The 16,359-nt window shown below is 40.4% G+C and carries 13 protein-coding genes and 2 pseudogenes; 10 read left to right on the top strand and 5 right to left on the bottom strand.

Going from position 1 to position 16,359, the window contains the following annotated elements; all coding sequences use genetic code 11:
• Nucleotides 1–282 precede the first annotated feature (282 nt).
• From QUD05_RS31015 to QUD05_RS30995, 6 genes and pseudogenes are all read left to right on the top strand, one after another.
• A complete protein-coding gene (locus QUD05_RS31015; RefSeq protein WP_289799401.1) occupies nucleotides 283–3,612 on the top strand; it encodes a type 2 lanthipeptide synthetase LanM family protein in 3,330 nt (1,109 codons plus the stop codon).
• A gap of 60 nt (nucleotides 3,613–3,672) precedes the next feature.
• Nucleotides 3,673–3,880: pseudogene (locus tag QUD05_RS34550) on the top strand (IS1634 family transposase); the annotation flags it as partial.
• Nucleotides 3,881–3,929: 49 nt separating this feature from the next.
• Nucleotides 3,930–4,148: pseudogene (locus tag QUD05_RS31010) on the top strand (ParA family protein); the annotation flags it as partial.
• Between the two features lie 216 nt (nucleotides 4,149–4,364).
• Nucleotides 4,365–5,084, top strand: coding sequence for a hypothetical protein (locus tag QUD05_RS31005; protein ID WP_289799400.1), 720 nt, complete (start codon nucleotides 4,365–4,367; stop codon nucleotides 5,082–5,084).
• Nucleotides 5,085–5,513: 429 nt separating this feature from the next.
• Nucleotides 5,514–6,281, top strand: coding sequence for a DUF1350 family protein (locus tag QUD05_RS31000; RefSeq protein WP_289799399.1), 768 nt, complete (start codon nucleotides 5,514–5,516; stop codon nucleotides 6,279–6,281).
• Nucleotides 6,282–6,628: 347 nt separating this feature from the next.
• Nucleotides 6,629–7,765: a PP2C family protein-serine/threonine phosphatase gene (locus QUD05_RS30995; RefSeq protein WP_289799398.1), complete on the top strand. Its 1,137-nt coding sequence runs from the start codon at nucleotides 6,629–6,631 to the stop codon at nucleotides 7,763–7,765.
• Here the strand turns inward: QUD05_RS30995 and QUD05_RS30990 are convergent, their stop codons facing one another.
• The 4 genes from QUD05_RS30990 to QUD05_RS30975 form a co-directional block, all read right to left on the bottom strand.
• The gene (locus QUD05_RS30990; RefSeq protein WP_289799397.1) at nucleotides 7,766–8,092 is read right to left on the bottom strand and encodes an STAS domain-containing protein; all 327 of its coding nucleotides are present in this window, start codon (nucleotides 8,090–8,092) and stop codon (nucleotides 7,766–7,768) included.
• A gap of 849 nt (nucleotides 8,093–8,941) precedes the next feature.
• Nucleotides 8,942–9,586: a nucleotide exchange factor GrpE gene (gene grpE / locus QUD05_RS30985; protein WP_289799396.1), complete on the bottom strand. Its 645-nt coding sequence runs from the start codon at nucleotides 9,584–9,586 to the stop codon at nucleotides 8,942–8,944.
• 209 nt (nucleotides 9,587–9,795) lie between these two features.
• Nucleotides 9,796–10,287 (bottom strand): Dps family protein, encoded by a 492-nt coding sequence (locus QUD05_RS30980; protein WP_289799395.1) that lies wholly within the window; start codon nucleotides 10,285–10,287, stop codon nucleotides 9,796–9,798.
• 192 nt (nucleotides 10,288–10,479) lie between these two features.
• Entirely contained in the window at nucleotides 10,480–10,743 is a 264-nt protein-coding gene (locus QUD05_RS30975) for a ParB N-terminal domain-containing protein (RefSeq protein ID WP_194043156.1), read from the bottom strand.
• 115 nt (nucleotides 10,744–10,858) lie between these two features.
• Between QUD05_RS30975 and QUD05_RS30970 the strand changes: the two genes are divergently transcribed.
• Nucleotides 10,859–12,586 (top strand): SpoIID/LytB domain-containing protein, encoded by a 1,728-nt coding sequence (locus QUD05_RS30970; RefSeq protein ID WP_289799394.1) that lies wholly within the window; start codon nucleotides 10,859–10,861, stop codon nucleotides 12,584–12,586.
• Between the two features lie 276 nt (nucleotides 12,587–12,862).
• On the opposite strand, the gene QUD05_RS30965 is transcribed toward QUD05_RS30970, so the two are convergent.
• Entirely contained in the window at nucleotides 12,863–13,162 is a 300-nt protein-coding gene (locus tag QUD05_RS30965; protein ID WP_289799393.1) for a ferredoxin, read from the bottom strand.
• 664 nt (nucleotides 13,163–13,826) lie between these two features.
• Between QUD05_RS30965 and QUD05_RS30960 the strand changes: the two genes are divergently transcribed.
• Genes QUD05_RS30960 through QUD05_RS30950 form a run of 3 tightly spaced genes read left to right on the top strand, consistent with a single transcriptional unit; the run spans nucleotide 13,827 to nucleotide 16,325 of the window.
• A complete protein-coding gene (locus QUD05_RS30960) occupies nucleotides 13,827–14,843 on the top strand; it encodes a Gfo/Idh/MocA family protein (RefSeq protein ID WP_289799392.1) in 1,017 nt (338 codons plus the stop codon).
• A 10-nt stretch (nucleotides 14,844–14,853) separates the two neighbouring features.
• Nucleotides 14,854–15,654, top strand: a complete 801-nt coding sequence (gene map, locus QUD05_RS30955; RefSeq protein WP_289799391.1) for a type I methionyl aminopeptidase — start codon at nucleotides 14,854–14,856, stop codon at nucleotides 15,652–15,654.
• Between the two features lie 56 nt (nucleotides 15,655–15,710).
• A complete protein-coding gene (locus QUD05_RS30950; protein WP_289799390.1) occupies nucleotides 15,711–16,325 on the top strand; it encodes a Uma2 family endonuclease in 615 nt (204 codons plus the stop codon).
• Nucleotides 16,326–16,359 lie beyond the last annotated feature (34 nt).

The following is a 16,359-nucleotide window of genomic DNA, read 5'->3' as shown; positions in this document are numbered from 1 at the left end:
ATTCGTAAGTTGAAGCAAGTTACGAATATGCGTCTGTCTACGACACGCTGCACATTCGCGTCAGCGTCCCGCAGGGAACGTAGAGAAGGGGCTACTCTACAAGTTTTCCGACAGAGTATCCACAGAGTTTTGTATGAGTTCTACATATATCAAATAAACGAACCGCAGAGACACAGAGAACACAGAGGAAGGAATAGGGAGGAGAGAGTTTTTTCGCCACTTTTTTGAGTATTTTTTTATTTGGAAGTCCCATAAGTAGTTTTTTTATACAAGGATTTGTCAATGATTAATGATGATTTATTACAAATTATTTCCCAGGCAAATTCTTTATCAGAATGCCTTAGTAAAAGGACAAACTCAATTAATAAACAAGAAACTAATGATGAGTTCATTAAGCATTGGTGTGAAGTTGTTGCTCAAGGTAATTGGGAAAAATTCTACAAGCGTCTGCAATGGGATGGATTAGATATTAATACAGTTCGTTCGGTACTATTGAGTGTACCTCTAGCAGAATCAGAGCCGCTACCAATCTGGGCAGAAACTTTGAAAGAGGTTATTGAAACTTCTGCCAAATTTCATTTAAATGAAGTAACTTCCGAAACCTGCAAATTACCAATAGAAGGTGAAAAGCTGTTACCTTTTGCAGATATATTATTACCTGCTGTCTTAGTAGGGCGGCAAAAATTACTAACTTTTTTGGGTTCGATGTCGCTATCCTCAGACTGTTTACCTTTAAATTTGCTTTCCGAAGCAGCTTACCTACAATTAGAGCATAGCTTACTACAAAAATTGGTCAATCTTAGCGCCAAAACCTTTCAATTGGAATTTACTAACTTCCGTCCCTATAATTATAGTTTACTCAACTTAATGTTAGAGAAATTAAAATTATCAGCAGAGGGAATATTAGGCAGTCCTACTAAAAAATATTATCTTGATTTTGTCGATGATCTATTAAAAGATGGGTTGTTAGCTTTTTTTAAAAAGTATGCTGTTTTAGGTAGGTTAATCGCAATAACTGTTGATTTTTGGGTGGAAGCAACAGCAGAATTTCTGCAACGTTTGCAAGCCGATCGTTCTGAAATTGAGAAGATTTTAGATGTTGCAGAAGTTACTTTAGGAAAGGTGACAGCTATTGCTGGTTCGCTTTCAGATGTGCATAATCGCGGTCGTTCTGTCTTAATTCTAACTTTTACATCTGGGAAAAAACTAGTTTATAAACCCAAAAATTTAGGTTTAGAAGTTATTTATAACCAGTTATTAAATTGGTGTAATCAGCACGATGCACCTTTAATTTTCAAAGTCATTAAAGTCCTCGATCGCCATACCTATGGTTGGGTTTTTGATTATATAGAACAATTGCCATGTCAGGATGAAGCAGCAGCACAGCGATTTTATCAGCGAGCTGGAATGCTGTTGTGCGTGTTGTATGTTCTGGGGGGGAATGACTGTCATTACGAGAATTTAATTGCTTGCGGCGAAGATCCGGTGCTGATTGACGCAGAAACTCTATTACACCCTCAAACCAACCCGATAGAAGGTTCTGTGCAAGCTATAGAAGAAATGAGTGAAATTGAGCAACACTTCCAGGATTCCGTGCTGCGAACTGGACTTTTGCCCCGTTGGGACTTTAGCCCAGACAAACGAGTTGCCTACGATGTCAGCGCTATAGGTAGTGTTAACTCCCAGCAAGCACCTTGGCGAATGCCACGCTGGAAAGCCGTCAATACTGACGAAATGCATTTGGTATATGAAGAAGTGAAATTACCTGTCCAGGCAAATGTGCCGATGTTGCATGGGGTTGCGCTCTCACCTAACGACTATCTGGAGGAGATAGTCGTGGGGTTTAGGCAAATGTATCATTTTTTGAGCGATCGCCGATCAACACTCCTGGCAAATGATGATTTTGTCACAGCGCTACAAGCACAACAGGTACGGTTTATTTTCCGCCCTACCAATTTTTATCACATCCTTTTAGAAAAAACGCTGACACCAGAATTTCTGCGTTATGGAATTGCGCGTAGTATTGAATTGGATATCCTTTGTCAAACTTGTCTGACATCTGGGCAAAAACCACAGGCTTGGGCAATTTTGCGATCGGAACTCCAATCCTTAGAGCAGTTAGATATTCCCTACTTTGGGACATCTTGCAGTAGTGATGCTCTAACTGTTGGGCTAAAGCAACCGATAGAAAAATATTTTAAACAACCAAGTTACAACCAATTTCTCAAGCGGTTACAAAACCTCAACGAAACAGATTTAGTTAGCCAAATAGGGATTATTCAAGGCTCTTTTTATGCCAGAGTGGGACAAAATATTGTTGCTGAAGAACCACCAAATTCTAACTCTTTAAAAACTACTGATTTCTCCAAAACTGTTCCTTTAACTTCTTCTCAACTCCTCCAGCAAGCTGAAGCCATTGCTGAGGAAATCCAAGCTAGGTCTTTGTATGATTCTGCTGGCAATGTCAACTGGATTGGCTTTAGCTATGTTCCTAATGCTGAACGGTTCCAATTCCAGCCTTTGGGTTATAGTCTCTACGATGGTAGTTGTGGTGTCGCTTTATTTCTGGCGGCTCTTGCTCGTGTCACAGGTAATGCCCAGTGGGGCAATTTAGCTTTGAATGCCCTACAATCTTTGCAGACAGTATTGCAGACATCCAACAATTTATTCGCGCAAAAATTTGCTCGCCGAATTGGCATCGGCGGAGCAACAGGAATTGGCTCTATGATTTATTCTCTAGTTAAAATCAGCCAATTTTTATCAAATACAGCACTCATCGAAGATGCGCGGCTAGCTGCTCAGTTAATTACACCAGAATTAATCGCTGCTGACCAACAGTTAGACGTAATTGGGGGAGCAGTGGGAGCAATTTTAGGGTTATTAACACTTTATCAAGCAACAGGTGAAACAAAGGTTTTAGAGCAAGCTATTAACTGCGGTCAACATTTACTTTCGCATCGCGTCAGCGAACAAGAACAGCCTAGAGCTTGGAAAAATATAGCCCAAAAGCCATTAACAGGTTTCTCGCATGGGGCGGGTGGTATTGCTTATGCTTTGTTACGGCTCTATGCTGTCACCGAAGACCAAGCCTATTTACAAGCGGCTCAGGAGGGAATTGCTTACGAATGCAGTGTTTTCTCAACCACCGCCGCCAATTGGCCAGACTTGCGCGATATTTCTGATGGGCTATGCCAATCTAGGTTTCTGGTTAGTTGGTGTCATGGCGCTCCTGGTATTGCTTTGTCACGTTTGGGCGGTTTGTCAATTTACCAAACGGATGAAATACTTCAAGATGTGGAAGTTGCATTGCAGACAACTCTGAAGTATGGCTTACAGGGTTTAGACCATCTCTGCTGTGGTAATTTTGGTCGTATAGAGGTGTTGTTGGTAGCAGCCCAAAAACTATTCCGTCCCCATTTGCGAGAAATTGCCCAAAAGCAGGCTGCTTGGGTAGTGGCTCAACCCGATAGAGTAGTTACATATCATCTGTTTAACAACTTACCAAACTCTTTGTTTAATCCCGGTTTTTTCCAGGGGACAGCAGGGATTGGCTACCAAATGTTACGGCTGACATACCCAGAGATGTTGCCATCTGTACTGTTATGGGAATAAATATCGGTAGACCAAAAACTTTGGCGATCGCCCGCCAAAAATGTGAGTTCGACGGACAGGAAAGCCCAAAAAGCTACAGTAAAAAATCAACTTAACAAAGACATGCAATCCCCCACAATGCGAAAGGATATTTCAATGCTTTCAGGGGATTCACTTGATGATTGCACAAGGATGGCGAAGGATTTTGAACTTAACTAATTCTCGTTGTCGAATCTTGCAATTTTTGCCTTTAGCCTGTCAAAAGTATTACTTATTATTTGAGTTTTGAATTCTCTAATTCAGTATTGCTTAATCTGATGTTTTCCTAACTGATTGCAATGGTATTAACCCAAACAGCAGATGAACTTGTCCTACACAAAAGAGGAGCCTACCTTTTAGCCGACTGTTTAACAGATTATCCACTAGCACACGACGTAGTTATTTTTGATTGCCCAGCAACCCTTGGCCCTTTACCTTTAATGGCTCTAGCCGCTTGTACACATATTATTATCCCCGTACAGCTAGAACCAAAATCAATTCAAGGTGCAGCACATTTATTCGTATGCAAGCAGTGTGAACAACCCACACAACGAGAAACCTTTGGTGTGCGTCCACTTTACTGTGAAAAATGCCGTAGTATTATATTGTACAAAAATCTTGACATCGCTTACAAGTATTAACTTGCACGAAAAAGTTTAGACAAAATGCCAGCATTCTAGAAATTTGATTGCTATATTAGATTAAATAACTATTCTGGCAAGGGTTTAAAAGCTGTGCGGGATGATTTACAGGGCTTGGAAATTAGTCAGAACGATCTGCAAAAGCTGACTAATTTACCTGTCAATGGGGAACTTTTAATCATTACAAATCCTCTCAAGAGATTAGCCAATATATATATGCAAAAACTTAAAAGCTCTGAAGGAGCAACTGTAGTGTTTATTGGATTTTCTACATTTGTTTTTGTCTATATTTTATTTGATATAATTATTAAAATATTTGTTACGTGGATAACAATTCCATCTTGGATATTATTAATTGTCTTAGGTCTGTGGGTTGGTGGTTTGACGCAAAGCATCTTATATTTTATCTGGAAAACTAGAAGTAAGCTTGTTAAAGCTAATATGACAAAATCCCTGCAAATCCTGTTAAATGAGGTTAATAGATATAATACTGTTATTAAAGTTATAGATATCAATGACCAAATAGAAGAAGCTGGTAATCCAGAAGTGATTATAAAGGAAAGAGAGGATGTAATTGAGGCACTTAAACTCACAAAAGCTGATTTAGTTCGCGCTTTAAAGACAGAAAAGATTTTGAGAGAGAATAAGAATTTTATCTTGAGTAATACAGAACTATTTGTCAACAATTTAGCAACTTTAACAGCTATGCAAGTAACAGAGGAGGCTACTGAGCATGGAAGGTTACTCAATGAAGCATTACAAATTGCATTAGATGTGCAATACGAAATGAAAAGATTACAGACTCAACGTTAAGATAATTCGTAATTCGTAATACTTCGGCTCCCTTCTCTACGAGAGGCTGCGCCCGAAGCGTAGCTATGCCGCAGGCTTTACGGCTTCTCTGCGAGACGCTACGCGAACGCGGTAGTTGAGCGTAGTCGAAACTCAGGGCAAGACGCTCAGTACAAGTTCGTAATTCGTAATGACGCTCTCTACGAGACGATAAAAGCGTAGCTTGCTTCTCTGTAAGAGTACGCGGACTCGCTAACGTAATTAAGTTTTGTAATGGGATTTAGAAAGAGTTGGAGAAAGCGTAGGTGCTTCTGATAAATCCATAGACGCTGCTGGGTGGGTTGGTTTCCAACCTACTCGCCAGAGATTATCAATGGCTTTTCCATAATCTTTCCCACGGTTGCAATCCCCGGTCTAACATAAAGAATAATCGTAAAGCCGCTTATCCGTATGGACTGGAAAGAAATTAGAGGGAACTGGGTAATCATTCCCCGAAATCCCATAGGTATCGTTCATTTTTTAGGAGGTGCATTTGTCGCCACTGCACCGCACATCACTTATCGCTGGTTACTCGAACAACTGGCAAGTAAAGGCTATGTTGTAATTGCTACGCCTTTTGTTAATACACTGGATCATGCTGCGATCGCAAAATCTGTGCTATTAAACTTTGAGCGCACCCTCGAACGATTGCATGATTCTGGAGCATTACGCAAGCTTTACTTTCCCATCTACGGTGTTGGACACAGTATGGGCTGTAAACTCCACTTGCTGATTGGTAGCCTTTTTAAAGTAGAACGTGCAGGCAATATTTTAATATCCTTCAACAACTACGCCGCTAAAGAAGCTATCCCTCTAGTAGAACAATTCAATTCTACTTTTGCAATCGAGTTTACCCCATCGCCGTTGGAAACTAACAAACTTGTCCAAGAACGTTACAATATCCGACGCAATTTATTAATAAAATTTAGTAATGACACCATCGATCAATCGGCAGCTTTAACCAAAATCTTACAAGAACGTTTTGATGAGATGGTGACAGCGCAAACTTTACCAGGAAATCATACAACACCTTTAGGTCAAGATATTAAATGGCAAACGGGAACATCTTTTACCCCCTTTGATGCTTTAGGACAATGGTTCAAGCAAGAAGCATACCGCGACTTAAACCAGTTAAAAAGCAACATTCTTTTATGGCTAAATCCTTTAGGAGCGCCATAATATTTTATGACTGTTAAACAGTCGTAAATTCTCTGAGTAAATAGAAATGAGTTATAGTGCTTCTCATTTGAGTCTAATAAAGACCAAACCCTCAACTCCTTACGCCTGTTGCTACAAGGTAGCGTACTCTCTCTTAAAAAGAGAGAGGGGTCAAAGTCTATTGCATACATAGACGCGTAGCGGCTACTTAACGAGTTCTCTATTTGCGCTAGCGTCAAGGAGTACCCGCAGGGTACGATAAGCGCTATAGCATCTCTGTATTGATACTACTAGCTTATTAGCTCATATCATATTTTTATTTTCTAGTTTGACAAAAAATTATTAATGAGTGTTTTCAAAAAATTTATATGTTTCAAATACTAATAATTGATGATGACCATTCAATAAAAATACTCCTGAAAAGGATGTTGGAAAAACAGGGTTATGAGGTCGTTACTGCCAGTAGCGGCGAGGAAGGAATAGAAAAGGCACTAGTTTATCGTCCAGCACTGATTATTTGTGATTGGATCATGCCGGGGTTGACTGGACTAGAAGTTTGCCACCGCATTAAGACAGACCCCAAATTTTTCACCACATTCTTTATTTTATTAACATCCTTAGATTCCGTTGCCGATTGTGTCAAAGGTTTAGATGCTGGTGCTGATGATTTTATCTCTAAACCTATTGAGCATAATGAATTACAAGCACGCGTAAGAGCGGGATTACGCCTGCATCAGTTGAGTAGAGATTTGCAGGCTCAAAAGTTGCTTCTAGAATCAGAAATGTCAGAAGCAGCAGAATATGTGCGATCGCTGCTACCTTTTTCCATGACCGAACCCTTCAATATAAATTTCCGATTCATTCCTTCACGACAACTCGGTGGTGACTGTTTCGATTACTATTGGCTCGATGATGACTATCTGGCAATTTACTTACTCGATACCGCCGGACATGGACTCAAAGCTACTCTTCCCTCTGTTTCAGTACTAAATCTGCTGCGTTCTCGTGCGCTCAAAGGTCTTAATTACTATCAACCTAGTGATGTATTGAAGGCTTTAAATGACACTTTTCCGATGAATTATCAAAATGATAAATACTTTACGATTTGGTACGGAGTTTACAATCGAATCAACCGCCAGTTAATTTATGCTAGCGCAGGTCATCCACCAGCAGTTTTAGTAACTGGCACATCTCCAAGAAAGTCTGAAGTTAAACTCCTAAAAACCCCTGGTATGCCAGTTGGCATGTTTCCAGAGGCAAAATATGTTGATGGGTTTTGCAATATTGAAAAATTCAGTACCCTTTATATTTTTAGTGATGGCGCTTATGAAATAACTAAATCAGATGGCACACTTTGGAGTTTGGATGCTTTTATTCAGCTACTGGTTAGCTTACAATATCCTGTTGATAGCCAACTCGATCGCGTACTCAGTTATTTAATTGCTCTGAACTCCAAAGATGCTTTTGATGATGATTTATCTATTTTGCAAATGAAGTTTGATTAATTACGTATTAGAGACTAAAACCTGATTAAAGGCATCTTGACTGGGAAATATTTCAAAGACTTTATCCATATTAGTCAGTTCAAATAATATCCTGACTTGCTCATTAATTGAGCAGAGAACAAGCTTAGTATCTGCTGCTCGCAAGGTTTTGAAAGCTAATACTAAAGCTCCCAAACCCGAACTATCCATAAACGTTACATCTTTAAAATCAACTAACACAATTTTTGCACCAGTTTCTAGAATATCAGTGATATTTTGTCGAAAGTCTTGTGAAGTTGTGGCATTCAAATTACCACTGAGTTTAATAACTTTTACTTGTTCTCTCATAATTATGTCACTCTGACTTATGTAAATAATACTCTGATTTCGCCATTATAGAACATTTAAAAATGCTTGTAAAATAAAATTTAAGATTATCTATTGAGTAATCATTAATAATTAATCAGGATAGATAAAGATTAATTATAAAATTTTGATATCTATTTTTTTGTAATCAAAATAAATTATTAGCTTAATTTAGTATAGTTTTCTTGCTAGAAATAGACCAATTATAAATAAACAAGCTAAGTCAGTTGGCATGACAAATAACTGGTATATTTAGTTTTGTAAAAAGGTTGTAATGACGAATTTATAAGCCGTTCGTTGATTTGATGTTTTGGCATGTATGTTAATTTTTAACACCGACTTACTTGTATCTTATGGATNNNGATATATACNTTACATACAAGCTGAAGNNNCTGCTTTTCAGANNNTTTACCAAAAATTTTTGCNAAAACTGAGATTCTNNNATAAATCTCATGATAATAACTGTCATTAAACAATTCAGAATTCAANNNGTTGCAGCAATGCTTACGGCGGCTACGCCTACACATAGCTAAACCGAGTCTAGCAGTAGCTTTTCCTCCCTGAGTACTTATGATGGTAACTAGGATCTATATTTATTTATGTCCAATTACTTACATAATTGAAATAATTTACCTCTGGACTACCGCTCTAGAGCCAAAATTTAGGTTTCAACAGCGCCAAGCAAGCTAGAACCGACAGCAAGGCTTTAAAAGAAGTTTTCTGAAGGCGATCGCCTCTGCTATTTTAAGTATTCCCAATATCTGTCATTTCTCGACAGACAATACAAAAAGTAAAGAGTTGTGAATTTGTTACTCCTAACTCCTTACTGCCTCAAATAGGACTCACTTTAGTTCTGTAAAGCAGTTTCTCACCTTGAAGGTAGCCAATGTAGCGGACTTTGACTGTTTCTCCAGGTTGTGCGGTTCCCTCCAGCAATTGGTGCAGTTGGGGATCGTAAGGTAATTCTGCTCCCACAGGGGCGATCGCTTCTACTCCCCACGCCTGTAAAAGCTTTTCTAGGGGTTTCTGCACCAACGGTACTATTTTGACTGCTGCTAGCTGGGGATTTTCCTGCGCTGTGTGTGCTGCTGTTGGCCATTGCAATATTAAAGACTCCAGCAGTTCCAAACTCGACTGCTGGAGTTCTTGTAGTAATATTTCTCGCTGTTGTTCTAGTTGAAGCTGAGAGCGATCGTACTCTCTTCTTAAATTTGTAATTTCTTGTAACAATTCCTGAGTAGGCGCTGTTTTCTCTTGTAATAACTCTACGGTTGAAAAAGTTGCGATCAATTCATTCAATGGCATCTGTAGCACTGACGACAACTTGAGTAGCACATCTAGCCGCATCTGCTCTGGCTTTCCTTGGCGTAACCGCAAAATTTGACGCTCTGAGACGCCAGCAGCGCGACTCAGCGCTTTAAAGCTAGAAATACCTACCTGTTGCATTAAATCTTGCAACTTTTGAGTATGGGGCATTGGGGATTGGGGATTGGGCACTTGTACTGAGTTTCGACTGCGCTCAACTACCGCGTTCGCGTAGCGTCTCGCAGAGAAGCCGTAAAGCCTGCGGCATAGCTACGCTTCGGGCGCAGCCTCTCGAAGAGAAGTATTGGGCATTGGGAATAGGGCATTGGCAATTAAGTTTTTTCTCTATCCCCTATTCCCTATGCCCTATTTCCTATTCCCTATTCTTCCAGTAAACTTCTCAACATCCAAGCTGTCTTTTCGTGTACTTGCATCCGCTGAGTCAATAAATCGGCGGTAGGTTCGTCGTTAACTTCCTCTATCACGGGAAAAATAGATCGTGCAGTTCTGACTACGGCTTCTTGTCCTTCCACAAGTTCGCGAATCATCTCCACAGCTTTAGGAACTCCGGGAGTTTCTGGAATCGAACTCAGTTTGGCATATTCGCTGTAGGTTCCTGGTGCGGGATAGCCAAGCGCTCTAATTCTCTCGGCTATTAAATCAACTGCTAAGGCTAATTCTGTATACTGGGTCTCAAACATCAAATGCAATGTTTGAAACATCGGCCCTGTTACATTCCAATGAAAGTTATGAGTTTTCAGATACAGTGTATAAGTGTCAGCCAACAGGTGAGATAAACCATCGGCAATTTTAGCCCTACTCGCCTCGTCAATGCCGATATTTACATTTTTGACTGTTACTTTCGATGACATAATTTTCTCCTAATTAGGTTATATGTAATTGGGGATTGGAAATTGGGCATTGGGTATTGGGGATTGGGCATGGGGAAAGGGAAAGGGGTAAGGGGAAAAGAGGAAAGATTAAATTTATTCCTTTTCCCTTTAACCTTTAACCTTTTCCCCTGCTCCCCTGCTCCCCTGCTCCTTATTCCCCATTCCCATTTTCTATGCCAAGTGCATCTTTAAAACGCTACGGGGTGCTTTACGGACTCTTGCTAAAACGGTTTCTTTGCCTAAACGCTGGCAAGCTTCATACCGATGGCAACCAGAAAAGCCATAATATTGTCCATCTACTTCTAGAACATCAATAGGTTCTTGCTGCCCAATCTCCGCAATCGATTCCATTAAGGCTTGTACTTTATTTGGATCGTTTGTACGGGGCAATGGCCGTTTTATCTGATTTAATGGAATTTCTTGGACTCTAACCATAAAGAGTTTATCCAACTAGTTCTGTTTTTTCTCCTTAAATAAATCATAGTCGTTATGACTTCGTTTAGCAACTAATATTTAGGGCAAAATTGGTAATGGTATCATTGGAGCATTCATGCGACAAAAAAACCGCGCTACAAAGCAATTAGAAAATCAGCTCCAACGACTCATTAAGGGGCAGAAGACCCTCTCTACGAGAGATTACTCGCGATCGCAACTCTTGCAGACGCTACGCGAACGCTATCAGGTAGCCATGAAATTTTCGTTTTGGCGTTTTCCCCACACTGTGCTGACAACATTTTGTCTATTGGGACTGACTGCTGCATCAGGGCCTGAGAGCAACATCCAGGATATAGAACTGAAAATTGGAATTGTGCAGCGATTTGGCGCCGAAGCCACAGCCAAGCTGCAACTGGAACCGATGAAAGGCGATCGCTTAAAGCTAAAATTTCAAGCGGGCAATAAGCAGCAAATCCTGTTTACGAAAAATCCTGTAAAGCTGGAAACAGTCATGCAAGCTTTACCCCAGTCAGCAGTCGAAGAAGTAGTAGTTTTGGGCACATACCGCACTTTTGAAACTGCGGAAGACAGTGCTAAAAAATGGCGTTCTCAGGGAATGGAAGTGGAAGTAGCCCAGCCAGAACGCTGGCAGGTTTGGGCTAAACGAGATGTTTACAGCACCCCTTTACTGCGACGCTTGTTATTACAAAACATCCAAGCTTCTACCAAAGAAAAAGTATTTATTGATACTAAAATTTTGAAGCAAGTGCCGCGAGTGAGTTGGGTGGTGGATGGTAATCGCTATAGCCCGAATGACTTGGAAATTAGCACTGATAAAAACTTAATTCGGGTGAATAAAAGCGAGAAACCAGAAAATGCTCGTCTTTATGCCGGCCGACTGAATTTGCAGCCAAATGCTTATGGCACATACACTCTCGTTAACCAAGTACCTTTAGAAACTTATTTGCGTGGGGTTGTGCCTTACGAAATAGGCACAAATGCACCAACAGCAGCGCTGGAAGCTCAGGCAATTCTCGCCCGGACTTATGCCTTGAGAAATTTACGTAGGTTTGCCGCAGATAACTATCAGTTGTGTGCTGATACTCACTGCCAAGTTTATTATGGGTTGAAGGGAGCAGCTGCCAAAACAGACCAAGCGATCGCCTCAACTAGGGGTAAAGTACTAACTTATAAGAATGAACTCGTAGACGCCCTGTATTCTTCTACTACTGGTGGCGTCACCGCTTCCTTTAGCGATGTCTGGAATGGCGACGATCGCGCCTATTTACGCCCTGTACTGGATGCTCCGACTAATTTTTGGGACTTGTCTAAGCAGAATTTAGCAAATGAAAAGAATTTTCAGAAATTTATTAATACGCAACAAGGATTTAATGAAAGCAAGTGGGATATGTTTCGTTGGCATAAAGAAACCCCTTTAAAAGATATTATCAAGGACTTGCAAAAATTTTTACAGGTGAAAAACAGTCCCCATGCCAAATTTAAGACAATTCAGGCTATGGCAGTAGTAGAGCGAAGCCAGAGTGGACGTATCCTTGAACTTGCAGTTAAAACCGATCGCAGCACCTTTATTTTGCACAAAGACGAAGTTCGCAGTGCTTTTGCAGCCCCTACAAGTACGCTTTTTTACATTCAACCCCTGAACAAAGGCAAATCGGAACTCTGGGGGTACGCTTTTATTGGTGGTGGATTAGGACATGGAGTCGGCTTGAGTCAAACTGGCGCTCAAAATTTAGCGAAACTAGGTTGGTCAAGTCCAAAAATTCTCCAGTTTTACTATCCTGGTACTCAGATTCAAATTCTCAACAAAGAAATTAAGCTTTGAGCTATTGGCATTCAAGTTGCATCTGTGAGCTAGGAATCGGGAGTTAAAAAGAGACCAAAATCATAGAATAGATAGGAAACTCCATACGTAAAAAATTAAGCAGGAACGCAAGATTTACTGTGTTCCTGCCCAACATAAAATTAGACTTTTTGTCAAAGTCGGTTTTAGAGGTACACACGGAATTGCATTGCAAGGGTGTTAACTCTAGATATCCTGCTTCTATTTTGTTGAAATTAGTAACTCTTGCAAGAGGTTTATGTTTGAGTCGCTTAACTCTTAGTAAAGGTCTTCTTCTTTGTGAGTTTCGATTGTTACGTCAGAGGTTGGGTAAGCAACACAAGTCAGTACATATCCCTTTTCTATTTGTTCATCATCTAAAAATGACTGATCGCCCTGATCAACAGTACCCTTGAGGATTTTACCTGCACAGGTCGAGCAAGCACCAGCACGGCAAGAGTAGGGCAGGTCAAGACCAGCTTCTTCAGCAGCGTCTAGAATATAAGTATCATCATCAACGTCAAGTGTTGTGTTAAGTCCTTCAGCCTCGTTGATTAGTGTCACTTTATAACTTGGCATTGAGTAATCCTCTCTTTTGTAAACGGCAGTATAAGTTATCTTAAGGCAAAGGTCACGGCTGTTCTGTGGAATTAGCCGCTGGTTTAAATTTGCTTCAATTCTGATACTACGAGAAAAATTAAACTATGTAACTGGAAATTGAACCCGATTAGTAATGAAATTTAGTTAGTTAATCCCGATAAGTTTTCTTTATATTATTTTCTACCCTAGTCAGGTTGTGATTAGAAAAAATTATATCCCCTGAAAGTAAACATGAGTAAGGTTAATGTTACCGATATTTTATAAGACTTACGTAGAAGAGATTCCCCAACTCCTTTAAAAAATAGGGCTGTTTCATTTTCTAAGCTGTTTTATTTTCTAATCTGATTTAAATGCGCCCGTTATAAATGAAAGAAACATAACAGTACTGTAGAGATGTAATTTTTCTTTTGCCATTTTTTTGTTCATTGTATTGACAAATTTCTGACATTATGATTTGCAAAAGGGCTTTTCTTTTGAAGTCTTCCTTTTTGAGTACACGTAATTCTATCTAGCTGCAAATAAAGTCTTATTTGCCCTTGAGGGGGTAAGACGAATGTTGTAGAGTCTAGACTGGTGAACCCCATGAAGAGAGAATCTCACCACTAGAAGCCTGGGAAGAGAAAAAACAGAACTAATGAGGATCATGTATAATTCAGAGGCAGCTTTGGAAAAAGCAAAAGTGCGTGTAGGTTTGGTAGGTACTGGGTATGCGGCAAAGTTTCGGGCTGAGGCATTGTTCCATGATGAGCGATCGCATATAGTCGCAGTTGTTGGTCATACAAGAGAAAAAACCGAAACCTTTGCTAGAGACTACCAGATTGAAGTATTGAATACTTGGCAAGAGCTAGTAGAGCGTGAAGATATAGACCTAATAGCGATTTCCACTATTAATCGAGATCATGGTGCGATCGCTCGTGCAGCACTTACCAACGGCAAACATGTGATTGTAGAGTATCCTCTTTCGTTGAATGTATTTGAAGCTGAGGAACTGATTGCCTTAGCCAAAGCACAACAAAAACTCCTGCACGTTGAACACCTAGAACTTTTGGGTGGTTTGCATCAAGCTTTGAAGCAAAACTTAGACAAAATTGGTGAGGTGTTTTATGTTCGCTACAGCACCATCAATCCTCAAAATCCTGCACCCCGCAAATGGACTTATAACCACGAGTTTTTTGGCTTTCCCTTAATTGGGGCTCTGTCTCGCCTACATCGCCTCATCGATTTATTTGGTACAGTATTTACTGTTAACTGTCACCAGCGATATTGGGAAATAGAACCGGAATACTACCAAACCTGTTTCTGCACTAGTGAACTGTGCTTTAACAGTGGACTTTTAGCCCAAGTAGTTTACGGTAAAGGCGAAAGTATTTGGCAATCAGAACGCAAGTTTGAAGTTCACGGTGAAAAAGGTGGTTTAATTTTTGATGGCGACACCGGAATATTCATCCAGCCAGGGGAAACAACACCTATAGAGGTTGGGCCTCGCCGGGGTTTGTTCGCCAAAGATACGAGTATGGTGTTAGACCATCTTTTTGATGGGACTCCTTTGTACGTTACCCCAGAGGAGAGCTTATATACCCTAAAGGTCGCTGATACTGCCCAAAGAGCTGCACAGACAGGGTTAACTATGTTTATGAAAGATACTTTAGATAAAATTTAGATAAAAGTTAATGAAAACTGAACTAATTGTTATTTTATCCCAACGAGAAATAGAGAAAATGCGTCAAGCTGGGCGTTTAGCAGCTAAACTTCTCCAGCATCTAGAACCGTTTGTGAAACCAGGGGTTAGCACTCTTGAACTAAATGATGAAGCCGAACGTTGGACGCAAGCGCATGGAGCAAAAAGCGCACCTCTTGGCTATAAGGGTTATCCTAAATCGATTTGCACCAGTGTAAATGAGGTCATTTGTCACGGCATTCCCAACGCCAAGCAAATTCTTAAGGAAGGTGACATCATTAATATTGATGTCACACCCATTGTTGAAGGTTATCACGGCGATACATCCAAGACATTTTTTGTTGGTACACCTTCTCCAAAAACAAGAAAGTTGGTAGAGGTGACAGAAGAGTGTTTGCGTCTAGGTATTGCTGAAGTTAAACCTGGGGCACGCATTGGCGATATTGGTGCAGCAATTCAAGAGTATGCTGAAGCACAAGGCTTTTCTGTAGTGCGAGATTTTGTTGGCCACGGCATCAGTAATATTTTCCATACTGCGCCGGATGTTCCCCACTATGGCACACGCGGTAAGGGCAAGCGCCTCAGATCGGGGATGGTTTTTACCATTGAGCCAATGATTAACGAAGGTACTTACGAAGTCGAAGTTCTCAGCGATAAATGGACTGCGGTAACACGCGATCGCAAACTATCCGCTCAATGTGAGCATACCTTAGCTGTAACTGAAGACGGCGTTGAAATTCTTACTCTACCTGAAGGTGTGAATTACTGGAACCTAGATAAAACAGCTAGTTAGAATAATTAAGAGCAGCAATACCTGCTCTAGTTCTGAACCTGGAAGGACAAATCTTGATGGTTTCAGCCACTATTAATATAAGCAATCTTAGCTCTGAGGCATTCGTTGCTGGCTATGTAGATGATGTACGCTACGAGTTAATTGATGGAGAACTCATCGACTTGGAACCCACTGGACTTCATGAACAGGTAGCTGGGTTAATTAATCGTAAGCTCAACGTCGCAATTGATCTGCTCAACTTGCCTTGGTTTATTCCCATGAAATGCCTGATTAAACCATTAGGTCAAAATTCAGCCTTTAGAACCGATGTTGTGATTATTGATCAGACGGCTTTGGCAAATGAGCCATTATGGAAAACTGAGCCAGTGATTACACTAGGCAAATCTGTAAAATTGGTCGTAGAGGTTGTCAGTACCAATTGGCAGAATGACTATGCCCGGAAAGTGGAAGACTACGAAGCTTTAGGTATTGGGGAGTATTGGATTGCAGATTATCTAGGGTTAGGAGGAAAACGCTACATTGGCTTATCTAAACAACCTGTAATCACGATTTATCAGTTAGTTGATGGAACTTATCAAGGACAACAATTTAGGGGAACAGAACGCCTCATATCCCAAACATTTTCAGACCTGAATTTGACGGCAGAAGAGATATTTATTGCAGGTCGCTAGAGTTAGAGATTGGGGAACAGGTGGCGCTCTCTGA

It is taken from the genome of Nostoc sp. GT001, assembly GCF_030382115.1.
In the GTDB taxonomy this organism is placed as follows: domain Bacteria; phylum Cyanobacteriota; class Cyanobacteriia; order Cyanobacteriales; family Nostocaceae; genus Nostoc.
The sequence above is the reverse complement of the archived record's forward strand: the minus strand, read 5'-3'. Positions and strand labels throughout refer to the sequence as shown.